Below are 14,218 nucleotides of genomic sequence, written 5' to 3'. Positions count from 1 at the left end.
TTCCAGTCCCTGTATTGATAATTCTTGTCAGTAAATGAGGGAATGCCCAATTGCTCCACGACTGCCCGCCAATATGAAACTTGCTATCGTGAAACAATAAGATCAAAATCAGGTAGTTAAAACTGCTTATTTTAGAGATGGGTGAAAATGGTGTTAATTGCGTGGCAGATCGGGCTTTAAGATGAGTGAACTTGAAAACCTGAATTTCAGAAATCAAGCTGCTGCCAAGGTACTTGCCGATGCCAAGGAAGCCGCCGCCAAGGTCCTTGCCTCCGCCAAGGAGGCCGCCGCCAAAGTTCTTGCCGAAGCCAAGGACGCCGCCGTCAAGGTGTTGGCCAACGTCCCCAATGACCAAGCGCAGGCTGATCCTCAAGAATCCGCGGTCAGAGCTACTGAATTAGTACTCGCGGCCGCTACTAAAGCTTCTGATATAGTACTCGCCGCCGCTGACAAAGCAGCCGAAGCGCTGAGGCGGACTGAAAAGAGTCGCTATGAGATCAACGAGCGAAATACCGCAATCATCCAGACCGCTATGGATGGCTTCTTCGTTATAGATCTGCGGGGACATCTCCTGGAAGTAAATGAGACATTCTGCCTGATGACTGGATACAGCCAACAGGAACTGCTGACCATGAGCATTCCCGATCTGGATTCAATCGAAACAGCCGAGGACGCCGCCGTTCACATCCGGAAAATCACAATGCAGGGGTCGGACCGTTTCGAGACCCGGCAACGATGTAAGGACGGAACCAGTATTGATGTTGAAGTCAGTGCGCAGTATCGGGACATTGCAGGGGGGCTGGTGGTGGTATTTGCCCGGGACATCACGAAAACCAAGGTGATGGTAGGCGAATTGAAAGCTAGCGAAGCGTGGCTAAGAGATATGATGGCCAACATGACGGATTGGGCGTGGGAGGTGGATGCCAATGGCCTCTATACCTATATCGCGCCAAAGGGCGTTGAAGTGCTTGGAGTGACCTGTGAAACTGTTATCGGGAAATCCCCGTTTGACTTTATGCCGCCCCGTGAGGCCAAAAGAGTGGCAACTATATTTGCCGAGATAGTGGCGAAGAAGGCACCCATAAAGGATTTGGAAAATTGGTGTATCGGGCAGGATAACGAGAGCGTGTGCCTGCTCACCAATGGGGTCCCGCTCCTTGATGAAGCCGGGAATCTCAAAGGTTACCGTGGCGTGGACAAGAACATCACTGAGCGCAAAAAAGCCGAGCAATTCCTGCGTGAGAGCGAAGAACTGCTGAGGGAGGCACAGGATATTGCGAATTTGGGAAGTTATGAGCTGAATATCGCCACTGGAGTATGGAGATGTTCCGAAGGCATGGATCGGGTTTTCGGGATTGACCCGACATACGAGCGGTCTGTAGCGGGATGGGGCAATATCATTCATCCTGATGAACGTGCCATGATGCTGGACTACTTCAATATCGAGGTCATCGGCCATAAACAGAGGTTCGACAAGGAATATCGTATTGTCAGACAGAATGACCAGGCGATACGCTGGGTGCATGGAATGGGGAAACTGGGATTAGATGCCCGCGGATCAATTCTGACCATGAAGGGCACCATCCAGGACATAACAGAACGTAAGCTGACAGAAGTGAAACATGAAGAACTCGAATCCCAGCTTCGCCAGGCCCATAAAATGGAAGCTGTGGGGCAGTTGGCTGGGGGGGTGGCCCATGATTTCAATAACATGTTGGGTGTGATTCTCGGTCATGCTGAATTGGCTATGGAGCAAATCGATTCATCATTTTCGATCTATAAAGACTTGACGGAAATTGTCAAGGCGGCGCAGCGATCTGCCGACCTTACCCGCCAACTGCTGACCTTTGCCCGTAAGCAGGTCATCGCTCCAAAAGTAATAGACGTTAATATGATTCTGGCGGGTGCCGCCAAGATGTTGCAGCGGCTTACAGGGGAGAATGTCAGCTATATTTTAAACCCCGCTGCTAATTTGTGGAAAATCAAGATGGACCCGTCCCAACTTGAACACGTTCTGGCAAACCTGTGCGTCAATGCAAGAGATGCCATTACGGATATCGGCAATATTGTCATTGAGACGGGAAATTGCACCTTTGACAAAGAGTACTGCGCTGACCATCCGCTTTTTGTGCCGGGAGCGTTTGTGCGGATCGCCGTTAGTGATAACGGATGTGGTATGGATCAAGAAACGCTTTCCCGAATCTTTGAGCCATTTTATACGACCAAAGGAGTCGGCAAAGGTACTGGACTTGGGTTGGCTATGGTATATGGCGCCGTACAGCAGAGTAATGGGTTCATTAATGTCGTGAGCAAGCTTGGACAAGGCGCCACCTTTGAACTCTATCTGCCGCGCCATACTGGTGAAGACGGACAGGAAAATGCGCAATGTGCGGTGAAACGGTCCCTTTCCAGTGCAAAGACCATCCTGTTAGTTGAGGATGAGCCGGGAATGTTGAATTTGCTCAAGATCATGCTCGAACAGCAGGGGCATCTTGTCTTTGCCGCAGATACCCCAAGGAAAGCCATACTCACAGCTAAGGACTATTCGGGCTTGATAGACCTGATCATAACCGATGTTGTTATGCCTGAAATGAATGGCGTAGAACTGGTTAAGCAACTGCTATCGCTCTATCCCCGGCTCAAGTACCTTTTTATGTCAGGTTATACCGCTAACATGATTGTCCAGCATGGTGTATTGGAGGACGGGATCCATCTGCTCCAAAAACCATTCTCCAAGGAAAAACTTATCGCCAAAATGAAAGAAGTTTTCGAAAGTAAATAGGGGCGAGTGACATGTCTCGGAGTGCTGCCGGCGTGTTCCTCAGGAAAGCGAGAAATTCCCTTAATTCTTCATTTGTTTAGTAGAAGGGCTAGTTATCATGACATCGTTGAAGGCGGAGTTTTCCGAGCGCGCGAGTCGCTTTGCCCAACTCGCGGATCATAGCCGGACTTTCGTCTGGGAGGTTGATGCGGACGGGCTCTATACCTATGCCAGCCACATGGCCGAAAACGTTCTGGGCTACCTGCCCCGCGAACTGGTCGGCCGGATGCACTTTTACGACCTGCATCCCGAAAATGGACGGCAGGCATTCAAGAAAGCGGCCTTCCGGATTTTCGAGGCCAAGGAGTTGTTCAATAATGTGGAAAATCCGATGCTGGCCAAGGACGGGCGGGTGGTCTGGTTTTCCACCAACGGCATCCCCCTGCTGGATGACGACGGCGCGCTGCGCGGGTATTGCGGCTCCGATCGCGACATCACCGCGCAGCACCTGGCGCAGGAAGCGCTCAAGCGGCAGTCTGCCCTGATTAATTCCCTCCTGGATTCAGATCCTGACATCGTTTTTTTCAAGAATACCGAGGGGGTTTACCTGGGCTGCAATCCCGCCTTCGTCGAGTTCGTGGGGCGGACAAAGAACGAGATTGTCGGGAAGACCGACTACGATCTCTTTGACAAGCAGGTTGCCGATTCGTTCCGGGAAAATGACCTTCAGATGTTGGCGGAGCGCAAGCCCCGGCACAATGAGGAATGGGTCACCTATCCCGATGGCCGGAAAGCATTGCTGGACACCCTCAAGACGCACTATTGGGGCCAGAACGGAGAACTCATCGGCGTGCTCGGCATCAGCCGCGATATCACTGAGCGCAAGCAGGCGGAAAAAGAGCGGGCACAGATGCAGGCGCAACTCATCCAGGCGCAGAAGTTGGAGTCCATCGGCACGCTCGCCGCCGGGGTGGCGCACGAGATCAACAATCCGATCATGGGCATCATGGGCTATGCGCAACTGATTCTGGATAAACTTGGTCCTGATAGCCCGGTTGCGGACTATGCAACTGAGATCAACAGGGAGACCGAACGCATCGCCACGATCGTGAAGAATCTCCTCTCCTTCGCCTGCCTGGACACAAAGAGCAGCAGTTCGGCGAGCCTCCCTGAGATCGTCGAAACCACCCTGTCGCTGATTCGGGCCGTCCTGCGCCACGACCAGATCACGCTGGAGGTGGATGTGCCCCCCGACCTGCCCGAGATCCGGTGCCGCCCCCGGCAGATTCAGCAGGTCATCATGAACCTGTTGACCAACGCGCGCGACGCGCTGAACCAGAAGTATCCGGGGCATGATGCGAACAAGTTGATCACCATCAGCGCCAGGGAAGTGACAAGGGCCGGTGGACAAGGGCGAGAAACGGCTTCCCCTCGAGAGCGCTGGCTGCGCCTCACCTTTGAAGACCACGGGCCGGGTATCCCGAAGGAGCTGCGCGCCCGCATCTTCGAGCCGTTCTTTACGACAAAACCACGCGACAAAGGCACGGGACTGGGGCTTTCCGTCAGCTACGGCATCGTCAAAGACCACGGCGGCCTGTTGAGCGTCAAGAGCGAGGTGGGGCAGTGGACCCGGGTTCATATGGAACTGCCGGTAGCGCCGGAACCGACGGACATGATCAGAAACGAGGTCGCTAAAGCAATATGAACAGCCAGACTCCCTCCTCAAGCGGTGAACGTCCAGTCTCGCACTTTGCCCATGTCCTGGTGGTGGATGACGAGAAGAGCATTCGCAACAGTTTGCATGAGTTCCTGGTGGCCGATGGCTACAAGGTCGAAGTGGCCGCCAACGCGCAGGAGGCGCTGAGGCTTCTCGGAGACCACGACTTCGATGTTGTCGTCAGCGATATTGTTCTGCCGGGGATCAGCGGCATCGAACTCCTTCAGGCCATTCGCGCCACGGCCCCCTGTGTCCAGGTCATCATGATGACAGGAGTCCCCACCATCGCGACAGCCGCGGAAGCGTTACGTTCCAGCGCCTTTGACTACCTCGTCAAGCCTGTCGGCAAGGGCGCAGTCCTTCGCGCCGTCGGCAATGCGGCCAAGGTCAAGGCGTTGGACGAGGGACGTCAGCGCGAGCAGGAGGCCAAGGAACGGTATCAGAAGGAACTGCAGGAAGTTGTGATTCGCCTGACTGCGGCCAATGAACAGCTCAGCCAAGCCGCCGCCTTTCGCGAGGAGGTCGAGAACATCGTGCGCCACGACCTCAAGTCGCCCCTGAGCATCATCATTGGTGCGCCGGAACTGATCAGAATGACGTCCGGTAAACTGACGGAGGAGCAGAGCGGATGGCTCGAGAACATTGAGAGTGCGGGGCGCCGGATGTTGGATATGATCAACCGGTCTCTTGACCTTTTCAAGATTGAACAGGGAATGTACCACCTTCACCTGGAGCCGGTTGACCTCCTGCGCATTGCGCAAGAGGTCATTAGTCACAATACGACGCTCATGAGTGCCAAGGACCTTGCCGTTGACGTTATGGTGGATGATCATTTCTACGCAAAGACCGATGTGTTTGTGGTGCAGGGTGAGCCTTTGTTGTGCTACTCCATGCTCGGAAACCTCCTGAAGAACGCTCTGGAGGCTTCGCCAGCCGGCGAGTCGGTGACTTTTCAATTCAAAAACAGTGAGCCGATGGAGGTGAGTCTGCGAAACCGGGGATCCGTGCCGGAAAGCATCAGGGATCGCTTCTTCCAGAAGTTTTCGACTGCAGGGAAGACGCACGGCACTGGCCTTGGCACCTATTCTGCCGGGCTGATCGCCGGGTTGCTGGGCGCCCGAATTAGCGTGGATACCTCGGTTCCGGATTTCACAAACGTCGGCATATGTTTTCCCAGGCATCCCGGTGCGGACAGTCAGGAGCGTGGCGCATGACCTCGCCTCACCAGGTCTCATCCCGGTGCTTATCCGTTTCGGTCTTTGACGACGAAGCCTGCTTTTGTGATTTGATCAAGGGCTTTCTGAGTGCAGCAGGGTGTTCGGTGCAGTGTTTCACAGATGCCAAAAAGGGTCTGGCCTCGTTCCAGGATAAGCCAACGGATATTGTCATCACCGATATTAACATGCCGGGGGGCCTTGATGGGTTAGCCCTCCTTAAGGTGCTCAAGGAACAGAGCCCGCTGATCGAGGTCATTCTGATGACCGGCAGTGCGGGCAAGAATGTGGCGATACAGGCCCTGCGGTTAGGGGCCTTTGATTTTCTCGAAAAACCGATCACCCGGGAAGACCTGGTGGCGACGGTGAAACGGACTGTTCGCTACCGGGCCATTGCCCAGGAGTCGGAAGGCTTGGTTGAACGGCTATCACTCATGACGCGGCAGGAGTCAGAGCGATGGGGCATTGAGGCGTTCGTGGGCAAGTCGGCGGCCATCCGGAAAACACTGCTCGATATCCGCCTGCTGCAGCGGAAGCCCAATACCTCAGTCCTGATCACCGGCGAGAGTGGCACCGGCAAAGAGTTGGTCGCGCGCGCAATCCATTACGGAAGTGACCGTTCCCTTCAGCCTTTTGTGGCGGTGAACTGTGCCGCTGTTCCCCCGGAACTCGCCGATTCCATGCTTTTCGGGCATGTTCGCGGGGCCTTTACCGGAGCGGCGGCGGATCGCAAGGGCTGTTTCGAGACGGCGGACAGAGGGACCGTCTTCCTGGATGAGATTGGCGACATGCCCTTGCTCATCCAGGCAAAATTGCTGCGTGTTCTTGAGGATAAAGTCGTCGTACCGGTTGGCGCGACCCAGGGCTTGAAAATAAATGTACGCATCGTGTCGGCCACCAACGCGTCCTTGGAATCCAAAATAGCGACCGGAGCCTTTCGGTCAGATCTCTTCTACCGACTGGGCACTTTTCCATTTATTCTGTCCCCGTTACGCGAACACGCTGAAGATATCCCGTTACTGGCCCGTCATTTTGCCCTGAAACTCTCCTCGGAAATGGGATTGCCTTGCCCCGATTTCAAGCAGGAGACGTTGAACCTCCTGGAGAAACAGTTTTTTCCCGGGAATGTGCGTGAATTGAAAAACAGGATTGAAAGGGCGCTGATTGAATGTGCCGGAAAAAGCATTACTCCTGAACACCTTCATTTCCAGGAAAAGCCTCTTGCCGGGGAATCCAAGCGTGCGGAGGACGGCGCGACGGCATCCGGCTCCGGTGAAATTCCCGTAAATTTGCGTGCGGCTGAGCGGCTACTGGCCCGGCGGGTCCTTACGAAAACCAACGGAAATGTTTCAGCGGCTGCGCAACAGATGGGCATCAGCCGCGCCAAATTCTACCGTCTGACGTTACTCACCCCGTAGGGGAGGCCACGAACCGAAGAATGTTTCAATGTATTGCCTCAGCATGTCGATGCTCGCGGGTTTGCACAGGAACCGCTCTCCCTGTTCCGACAAACGAGCCGCCTCTTCCGTGCTCAACATGGAGGTGAAATAGATGATGGGAATCCTGCAGATGTCCTCCTGCTCTCTCAGCTGTTGCGTCACGGCGACTCCATCCATGCCCGGCATGACCAAATCAAGCAGTATCAGATCGGGCATGAAGGCGCGCACGGCCAGCAGTGAGTGGCTTGAGATATTTTCCACCCTTGTCTCATATCCGACCATCCCGAGACCATAACTCACGATATTTGAGAGAATCACATCGTTATCAATCAACAGTATTTTTCTCTTTGGCGTCTTCATATTGATTGTCCTGTCATGATCATTTCAGTGAAAGGGCAAGCATCTGTTTTGCTTGAAGGTCATTATTAAGGGCCAACACCGAAGGGTGAGCTTGGGGTGTGCTACTCAAGGAGACAACCGGATGAGCGGGATGACCGATGCTTGCCACCAGGCCGGATGCAGGGAGTTGACGGGTGGGCCGTGGCCTTGCAAGCCGCTCCGCGCGGGCTTTGTTCAGGGCGAGCGTCATGGGTTCGTTCTCGCTGCGGGCGGCTAGTTGAAGGGGTGAGTAATTCATGGCGTTGGGCGCATCCACCTCGGCGCCACCCGCGACCAGCAACGCCGCTAGTTCAGCGTGGTCTTTGTTGACCGCGTGATGCAGAGGCGTCCACAGACGATTGTCCCGCGCCATGATATCGGCGCCATGGGTCAGCAGGAATTTCACGATCTCGACCTGACCCGCCTCTGCCGCGTAGTGCAGGGCGGATTTCCCGTAGCCGTCATGTGCGGAAACCAACGTCGCGTTCGACCCCACAAGCGAGGTCAGCGACTGTAAATCGCCTGCCTCGGCAAGAGTCCAGAGTTGCTCGGCACCGTTCGCGCGGACCGGCAGGGGATTCGATAGAATGAGGCAGGCTACGGCGATGAGGGCGGTGACGGGGTTCTGGTGTTTCAGGTGTAGTGTAGTATTCACAATCATATTCCTTGTTTTTACGTTGGATAGGATTAGCGTCTCGCAAGTCCGGCCGTCGTTCCTATAGTGAGGTGCCCCGGTTCGGGGCGGTAATGGCGAGCATCGGCGTTTGTGCTTGATGGAGCCTGTCACCCATGGCGGCAACAAGGTGATCCACGATGTCCCGCTTTCCGCTGTCAACGGCCAGGTTATAAGGAGTGAGTTCACGGCTGGTTTTCGAATATACGTCCGCCCCGCGCTTGATCAGGGCGAGAACCATGGTCTTGTCCTTTTTAAACACCGCCAGGTGGAGTGGAGTCCACCGCATGGTGTTTTGAGCATCCACTGTCGCTCCGTGCACGATCAGCAACTCCATCACCTCGGCTTGTTTGTTGTCCACGGCGTGATGCAACGCCGTCCAGCCACGGTTGTCGCGTGCCATAATATCGGCGCCATTCGCGAGCAGGAATTTAACAGTATCGAGTTGTCCCGCCTCAGCCGCATAATGCAGGGGGAGCATTCCATAGCGGTCTTGGGCGGCGACCATCTTGGCGTCCAATTTCACTAACGCGGCCAGTGTCTTCAGATCGCCGTAAATAGCGGCCGTCCATATTTGTTCGTTGTCGCTGTTTGCGTGTCCCGTCAAGGGGCACAACAGGATGAGACAGGCTGAAGCGATGATGGCGGTTCCGTAATTCGAGTTCTTCTGCAGTGGGGTCGTTTTCATAGTCTATTTCCTTCTTTTTGTTTTTACATCAGCGAAAGGGGAATGAATTCGAGCGATTTGTGATTAAATCCCTTAATGGTGGATAATGCTTTCAGCGTTTCATCCAGTGACTTGAACTCGCCGTAGAGGCCATTGCTCGACATCCATATCTTCCCCTCCCATACCCCCATCGTGACGGCGTGCCCGTAGTGCTCTCCGATTGGGCGAACTACCGATACCCAGCACACGATCCCCTTGGCTTCGCACAGGTCGGCAACACAATAAGCAAATGCCTTGCAGTCACCGTAGCCTCGATCCCAGGTTTCCCGGCCATCTTCCCATGTCAACACCGGTGTGGCTCGGTACGTGACATGACGTCTGACCTGCCAACTGATATCCGAGGGTGACGTGGTTGCTATAACCGCTGATTCCCAGGATAAATTGCCAAAAGTTCTGGCAAACCAGCCCACGGAACTTGCGCCCGCCCGCCCGGATTCGATGTTTCCGGCGTGTGACGTTCTTATGGTCAGCAACCCGACAAGGGTAATCATGGTAACGATGTGAGTGGTCTTCATGAGCTGTTGTACCTAGCAGGGTGTATGCCAACATTTTCAGTCGTGATGTAACATGTTGATAGGAAGCCAGTTCGGGAATGTGAGTGTAAAATGATGGATCGGCGATCTGTATTGTTTTGATCCAAAGTGAACAGACTGTGCCTGATTCCGATGCAACCGTAGTTTTGAAGAACTACTTCCGCCCAGGCCGTGAGGACTTTCGGAAGGCAATTGTGAGTGCCATGCCGAAGATGCTGAAAAGCCAGCACTTTGGTGATGGGCGTATCTTTCATCAGATAGCCCTTCGATTGTTGGCCTCAATTTGAACGCGAACTAAATTTAGTAGCAATATCTCCCTCTCCCCATGGCCAGCCTCATCCCTACTCCAATTGAGGTATTTACCGCGCTTGCCATTGATTCCAGACAAGAGTTAGTTTATCGACTTAGTAGGCAATATGAGGAGCTTTTCTTGAAATCAAGGTTTATAGGGGGCATCGTGTTCTCATTTGGAAACCGTCTGGAGCGGATTGGCTATTGCGGCGGTTGAGACTAACGTTTCAGGCACGAAAGGTGCGTGGGCGCAGATCACAAACAGGGTCGAGGGCGCGGACATGTCTCATGACTTGCGCTGGATGTATGCCCAGAACGGGTCGTTGGCCAGCAGAGCCGATGCAGGCTGGGTGGATGATATCATCTGTATTGGCGATATTCCGGATCCGGACATTATGCCGGATATTGATGCGATCATCCTTACCAGCGGAAGTGTTTCCATCAGTTTTCTTGGTGAGGCTATTGGCCAACGGGCCGGTTCCTACCGCATGTTAGGTGGTGCCCATTGAAGTCCGCGCTCCTCCTCCTGGTCCTGGCGCTTGGGTTTGTGGGTACAGTCTGGTCACAAGCGTATTCCATCGACTGGCATAAAATCGCCGGGGGCGGCGGCACCAGCACCGGCGGCGTCTTTTCCGTGAGCGGCACAATCGGCCAGCATGATGCCAGCGGCGCGCTGACCAATGCTCCCTATTCCGTCACCGGCGGCTTCTGGGCGCTGCCTATCGCCGTGCAAATTGCGGATGGGCCAACTCTGAGCATTATGCCAGACGTCGCAGGTTTTGCCACACTTTCATGGACTCCCGACACGTCTGGATTCGTACTACAGGAGAATGTCAATCTCGGCACAACCAACTGGATCAATTCACCCAGTGCAGCCACCAATCCCGTTACCCTTCCGGCAAATGTGCCGATAAGATTCTACCGGCTGAATAAACCTTAAACGCCACCAACCAACAATCACCAATCAACAAAATGAAAAATATAAAAAACAAATACGGCACAATCCTCCTTGCGCTGCTCGCCGTCATGGCGGGCGCGCTCCACCTCCAGGCCCAAGGCACGGCGTTCACATATCAGGGGCGGCTGAACAATGCCAGCGGCCCGGCCTCGGGAATTTACGATCTGCGCTTTGGGCTTTACGACGCCGCCAGCGCCGGGGGGCAGCAAGGCTATCTCCTGACCAACAGCCCCACGGCGGTGAGCAACGGACTGTTCACGGTGACACTGGATTTCGGCACCCAGTTCCCCGGCGCGAACCGCTGGTTGGAAATAGCGGTGCGGACGAATGGCAGCGGCGGTTTTTCCACGCTGAGCCCGCGGCAACCGATCACGCCGACGCCCTACGCCATTTACGCCGGCGGCGTGAGCGCGGCCAGTATCAGTGGCACGATCCCGCCGGCGAATATCGGCGCGGGCACGATCTCCGGCAATATGCTGGCCGATGGCGCGGTGACGGCGGTGAAGATCGCCAGCAACGCGGTGACCAGCGCACAAATCGCGGCAGGCACCGTCGGGCAAACGCAACTGGCTCGAAAATACGTCGCCGGCCGGATCGCCGTGGACGCCCAGAGCGGCGTGGACTTTGGTGACCCGCTGACGATTGTTACTCCCTTCGGCTGCAATTTCGGCGTGCCGCCGGTGCTCAGTTATGACCTCGAACGCACGAACGAGACGACGCTCATCAGCCCGGATTCGATCAGCCTGCTCGGGAAGACGGCCACGGACTTTACGCTGAAGATCGGCAGCCTGCCCGCCAACAGTGCGGTGGTTTATGACAAGTTCTCCTCCCCGGCGACGCTCGTGGATCAGCGCAATGATTTCGGGCAATACAACGCCATGGCCACCGTTGCCGGCAATCCGGCCATCAGCTTTTTTGACGCGGTGAACAATCGTCTCTATTTCGTGCGGGCCTTGGACAATACGGGCAATACCTGGTCGGCACCCGTGGCGGTGAATGCGCCCGGCGCGGGTGGTTCCTGGACTTCCCTGCTGGTGGTGAACGGCAATCCCGCCATCGGTTATCGGGATGATGCGACCAAAACGATTCGTTATGTGCGCGCGACCGACAGCGTTGGCAGTTCGTGGGGCGCGCCGATGACCGTGGTCGCGTCTGACGCCGGCCCCCACACGACCCTGACGCTGGTGAACGGCAACCCCGGGATTGGTTTCACTACGGACGCTGCGGGGACATTGAAGTATGTCCGTGCCACGGATGCCAACGGCACCACCTGGCCGGCCAGTCAGGTGACGGTCGCGTCAGGCCATCGCCTCGCCTACCCATCCCTGAAGGTGGTCAACGGAATTCCGGCCCTGGCTTTCCAGGACATCACCAGCGGTGATCTGGCCTTTGTCCGCGCGTCCGACGCGAACGGAACGATTTGGCCGGTGGACCTGGTGTTGGATCTTGGCGGGAGCGGCGTCAGTTGCGCGGGTGCGTTCGCGACGCTGGAAGTCGTCAACGGCAACCCAGCCGTAGCCTATTACTCCGATCTCTCTTGTGCGACCAACTCTTCGACGGTCAGCCAGGCGCGCTATGTTCGCGCGCTGGATAAGGGCGGTGGTTCCTGGGGATTACCCGTCACGGTGGGTGAGGGCACGATTTTAATTGAGACCGTCACCACCACCCATCCGATAGGTTATGGCCATTCTTCGACCACCCAAGAAAATGTGTTCCACAAAGACGGTGCCGACGCCGGACGGTTCATTCGCTTGGCGTTAATCAATGGGGTGCCGGCCATGGTTTATCGCGGTGCCACCACGGAACGGATCACCACGGCCAGCGGCACGGGCCTGTTGGGTGCGTATCTTCCCCCGCATGTCGAGTATGTGGGCAGCTTTCCGGTTCAATTCGCCCGCGCACAAGACGCCAACGGTGCCAGTTGGAAGCCCCCAGTCATGGTCAACGTGGAGGAGGCCACTGATCTCGGGTTGCTACTCTCCGGATCGGTGCCCGCCATCTGCTATTACAAGGATGGAGCTTTGCATTACCGCGCGGCCAGCCAGACCAGTGGCGATGCTTGGACCAGAGGCTCCATTGATTTCAACACGGGCTTGGGACTGATCGAGCCGGCGCGACTGGTGGATCAGGTGTTGCAGACCAACGGGCTGCCGGTGGTCTTTTATCACGACGCGCGCCAGTCGGATCTCTGCATGGCCCAAGCGACCAACCTGCTCGGTCGGGGTTGGAGCGCGGGGGTGGCGGTGAACGAGGTCATTGATGCCGGTAAAAACGTGGGCGTTTCCACTTCACTCGCCGCGATTAACGGTGGCTTTGGGGTGGCCTACCAGGATGTTGATGCCGGCGATTTGAAATACGCTTTTTTTGACGGGACGCACTGGGCGCGGCCCGTCACGGTGGACGCGGCGGGCTACACCGGTTACGGGCCTTCCCTCGCCATCATTCAGGGATTTCCGGCCATCGCCTATATGGACGGGACGACCAGCACTCTTAAATATGTCGGGGCTTTGGATGCCCGCGGCCAGACCTGGGGGACGCCGGTGACGGTGGCTGCCGCCAGCCCTGAAGGTGGCAACGTCCAGTTGTTGACCGCCAACGGTAACCCGGCCATTGGCTACGTCTCGCTTGGCTTCAAGTTCGTGCGGGCAACCAGCACCACTGGCGCAACTTGGGCCGCACCGTTGAGTGTCACGGCGGCTTATGCGCCCATGTCCATGACGTTGGTAAATGGAAACCCGGCGGCGATTTTCCGTTCCACCACATCCGGGCAGTTGCAATACGTGCGGGCCAACGACACCGGTGGCTCGGTCTGGGGCAGCGTCGTGACAGTGGATCCGGCAAACAACACGGGAGACCACAGCTCGCTGGCGGTTATCAATGGATTCCCGGCCATTACCTACAACGACGGAGGGACGCTGAACTACCGCCGCGCCAGTAACGCCAATGGCTCGGCCTGGGGGGCGCCGGTGCTCGTCGCGTCCACTGCTGGAGATCTGCTCGGCGATGTGGAATTGCGTCAGGTATGGGACTCGCCGGCCGTCTGTTTCCACAATGTTGGCGCCGGGCATCCTTACTTCGTGTGCGCGGCGGAAACCAACGGTGCCCAATGGAGCGACCCCGTGACGTTGGACAGCGATGGCGCGGCCGGGGGCTATAACTCAATGGTTTTCGACGGCACCACCGTGGCGATCAGTTACTATGATGCGCCCGGAGGTGCCTTGCGCGTGGCCCGTTCCACTTCCACTTCCCTGGGCTGGTCGTGGCCGCTGGCGGATATTCCGGACGGCGGCGGCGTAGGCAAATATCTTTCCGCTGCCATCCTCAACGGCCTGCCCGCGGTCAGCTATTACGACGAATTCAACGGCGATCTCAAGTTCGCCAAAGGCCGGATTCTGGCCCCGCCCAACGGGCCGATCTCCTGGCAGCGCTTTACGCTCGACGCCACGGGTGACGTGGGTCTCTACACCTCCCTGGTCGTCATGAGCAACGGCATTCCGGCCATCAGTTACTACGATCTCTTGAATGGT

11 protein-coding genes are annotated in these 14,218 nt (G+C 56.3%); 7 read left to right on the top strand and 4 right to left on the bottom strand.

What is annotated here, in order from left to right:
* Nucleotides 1-181: 181 nt before the first annotated feature.
* The 4 genes from WCS52_18350 to WCS52_18335 all read left to right on the top strand — a co-directional run bounded on the left by WCS52_18350 (nt 182) and on the right by WCS52_18335 (nt 7,110).
* Nucleotides 182-2,782, top strand: coding sequence for a PAS domain S-box protein (locus WCS52_18350; GenBank protein MEI6169147.1), 2,601 nt, complete (start codon nt 182-184; stop codon nt 2,780-2,782).
* A gap of 97 nt (nt 2,783-2,879) precedes the next feature.
* The gene (locus WCS52_18345; protein ID MEI6169146.1) at nt 2,880-4,466 is read left to right on the top strand and encodes a PAS domain S-box protein; all 1,587 of its coding nucleotides are present in this window, start codon (nt 2,880-2,882) and stop codon (nt 4,464-4,466) included.
* A complete protein-coding gene (locus WCS52_18340; GenBank protein ID MEI6169145.1) occupies nt 4,463-5,692 on the top strand; it encodes a response regulator in 1,230 nt (409 codons plus the stop codon). The genes WCS52_18345 and WCS52_18340 overlap by 4 nt, the downstream gene beginning before the upstream one ends.
* Nucleotides 5,689-7,110 carry a sigma-54 dependent transcriptional regulator gene (locus WCS52_18335; GenBank protein MEI6169144.1) on the top strand — a complete coding sequence of 474 codons (1,422 nt, stop codon included), beginning with the start codon at nt 5,689-5,691 and terminating at the stop codon, nt 7,108-7,110. Before WCS52_18340 ends, WCS52_18335 begins: the two co-directional genes overlap by 4 nt.
* On the opposite strand, the gene WCS52_18330 is transcribed toward WCS52_18335, so the two are convergent.
* The 4 genes from WCS52_18330 to WCS52_18315 all read right to left on the bottom strand — a co-directional run bounded on the left by WCS52_18330 (nt 7,096) and on the right by WCS52_18315 (nt 9,424).
* Nucleotides 7,096-7,491, bottom strand: coding sequence for a response regulator (locus WCS52_18330; protein ID MEI6169143.1), 396 nt, complete (start codon nt 7,489-7,491; stop codon nt 7,096-7,098). The genes WCS52_18335 and WCS52_18330 overlap by 15 nt on opposite strands.
* 19 nt (nt 7,492-7,510) lie before the next feature.
* The gene (locus WCS52_18325; protein ID MEI6169142.1) at nt 7,511-8,164 is read right to left on the bottom strand and encodes an ankyrin repeat domain-containing protein; all 654 of its coding nucleotides are present in this window, start codon (nt 8,162-8,164) and stop codon (nt 7,511-7,513) included.
* A 61-nt stretch (nt 8,165-8,225) separates the two neighbouring features.
* Nucleotides 8,226-8,870 carry an ankyrin repeat domain-containing protein gene (locus WCS52_18320; protein MEI6169141.1) on the bottom strand — a complete coding sequence of 215 codons (645 nt, stop codon included), beginning with the start codon at nt 8,868-8,870 and terminating at the stop codon, nt 8,226-8,228.
* A gap of 23 nt (nt 8,871-8,893) precedes the next feature.
* Nucleotides 8,894-9,424: a hypothetical protein gene (locus tag WCS52_18315; GenBank protein ID MEI6169140.1), complete on the bottom strand. Its 531-nt coding sequence runs from the start codon at nt 9,422-9,424 to the stop codon at nt 8,894-8,896.
* Between the two features lie 590 nt (nt 9,425-10,014).
* Between WCS52_18315 and WCS52_18310 the strand changes: the two genes are divergently transcribed.
* The 3 genes from WCS52_18310 to WCS52_18300 all read left to right on the top strand — a co-directional run.
* Nucleotides 10,015-10,242: a hypothetical protein gene (locus WCS52_18310; GenBank protein MEI6169139.1), complete on the top strand. Its 228-nt coding sequence runs from the start codon at nt 10,015-10,017 to the stop codon at nt 10,240-10,242.
* On the top strand, nt 10,239-10,673 hold the full coding sequence (locus WCS52_18305) for a hypothetical protein (protein MEI6169138.1): 435 nt from the start codon (nt 10,239-10,241) through the stop codon (nt 10,671-10,673). The genes WCS52_18310 and WCS52_18305 overlap by 4 nt, the downstream gene beginning before the upstream one ends.
* 32 nt (nt 10,674-10,705) lie before the next feature.
* On the top strand, nt 10,706-14,218 hold a 3,513-nt coding region (locus WCS52_18300), incomplete at its 3' end, for a hypothetical protein (GenBank protein MEI6169137.1).

This window comes from bacterium (assembly GCA_037128595.1).
In the GTDB taxonomy this organism is placed as follows: Bacteria; Verrucomicrobiota; Kiritimatiellia; order CAIKKV01; family CAITUY01; genus JAABPW01.
Note: the sequence above shows the minus strand (reverse complement) of the source record. Positions and strands in the feature narration are given on the sequence as shown.

Bases quoted from the DNA above. Each gene is read 5' to 3' on its own strand.
- WCS52_18350 (MEI6169147.1), top strand. From the start codon at position 182: ATGAGTGAACTTGAAAACCTGAATTTCAGAAATCAAGCTGCTGCCAAG.
- WCS52_18345 (MEI6169146.1), top strand. From the start codon at position 2,880: ATGACATCGTTGAAGGCGGAGTTTTCCGAGCGCGCGAGTCGCTTTGCC.
- WCS52_18340 (MEI6169145.1), top strand. From the start codon at position 4,463: ATGAACAGCCAGACTCCCTCCTCAAGCGGTGAACGTCCAGTCTCGCAC.
- WCS52_18335 (MEI6169144.1), top strand. From the start codon at position 5,689: ATGACCTCGCCTCACCAGGTCTCATCCCGGTGCTTATCCGTTTCGGTC.
- WCS52_18330 (MEI6169143.1), bottom strand. From the start codon at position 7,491: ATGAAGACGCCAAAGAGAAAAATACTGTTGATTGATAACGATGTGATT.
- WCS52_18320 (MEI6169141.1), bottom strand. From the start codon at position 8,870: ATGAAAACGACCCCACTGCAGAAGAACTCGAATTACGGAACCGCCATC.
- WCS52_18315 (MEI6169140.1), bottom strand. From the start codon at position 9,424: ATGAAGACCACTCACATCGTTACCATGATTACCCTTGTCGGGTTGCTG.
- WCS52_18310 (MEI6169139.1), top strand. From the start codon at position 10,015: ATGTCTCATGACTTGCGCTGGATGTATGCCCAGAACGGGTCGTTGGCC.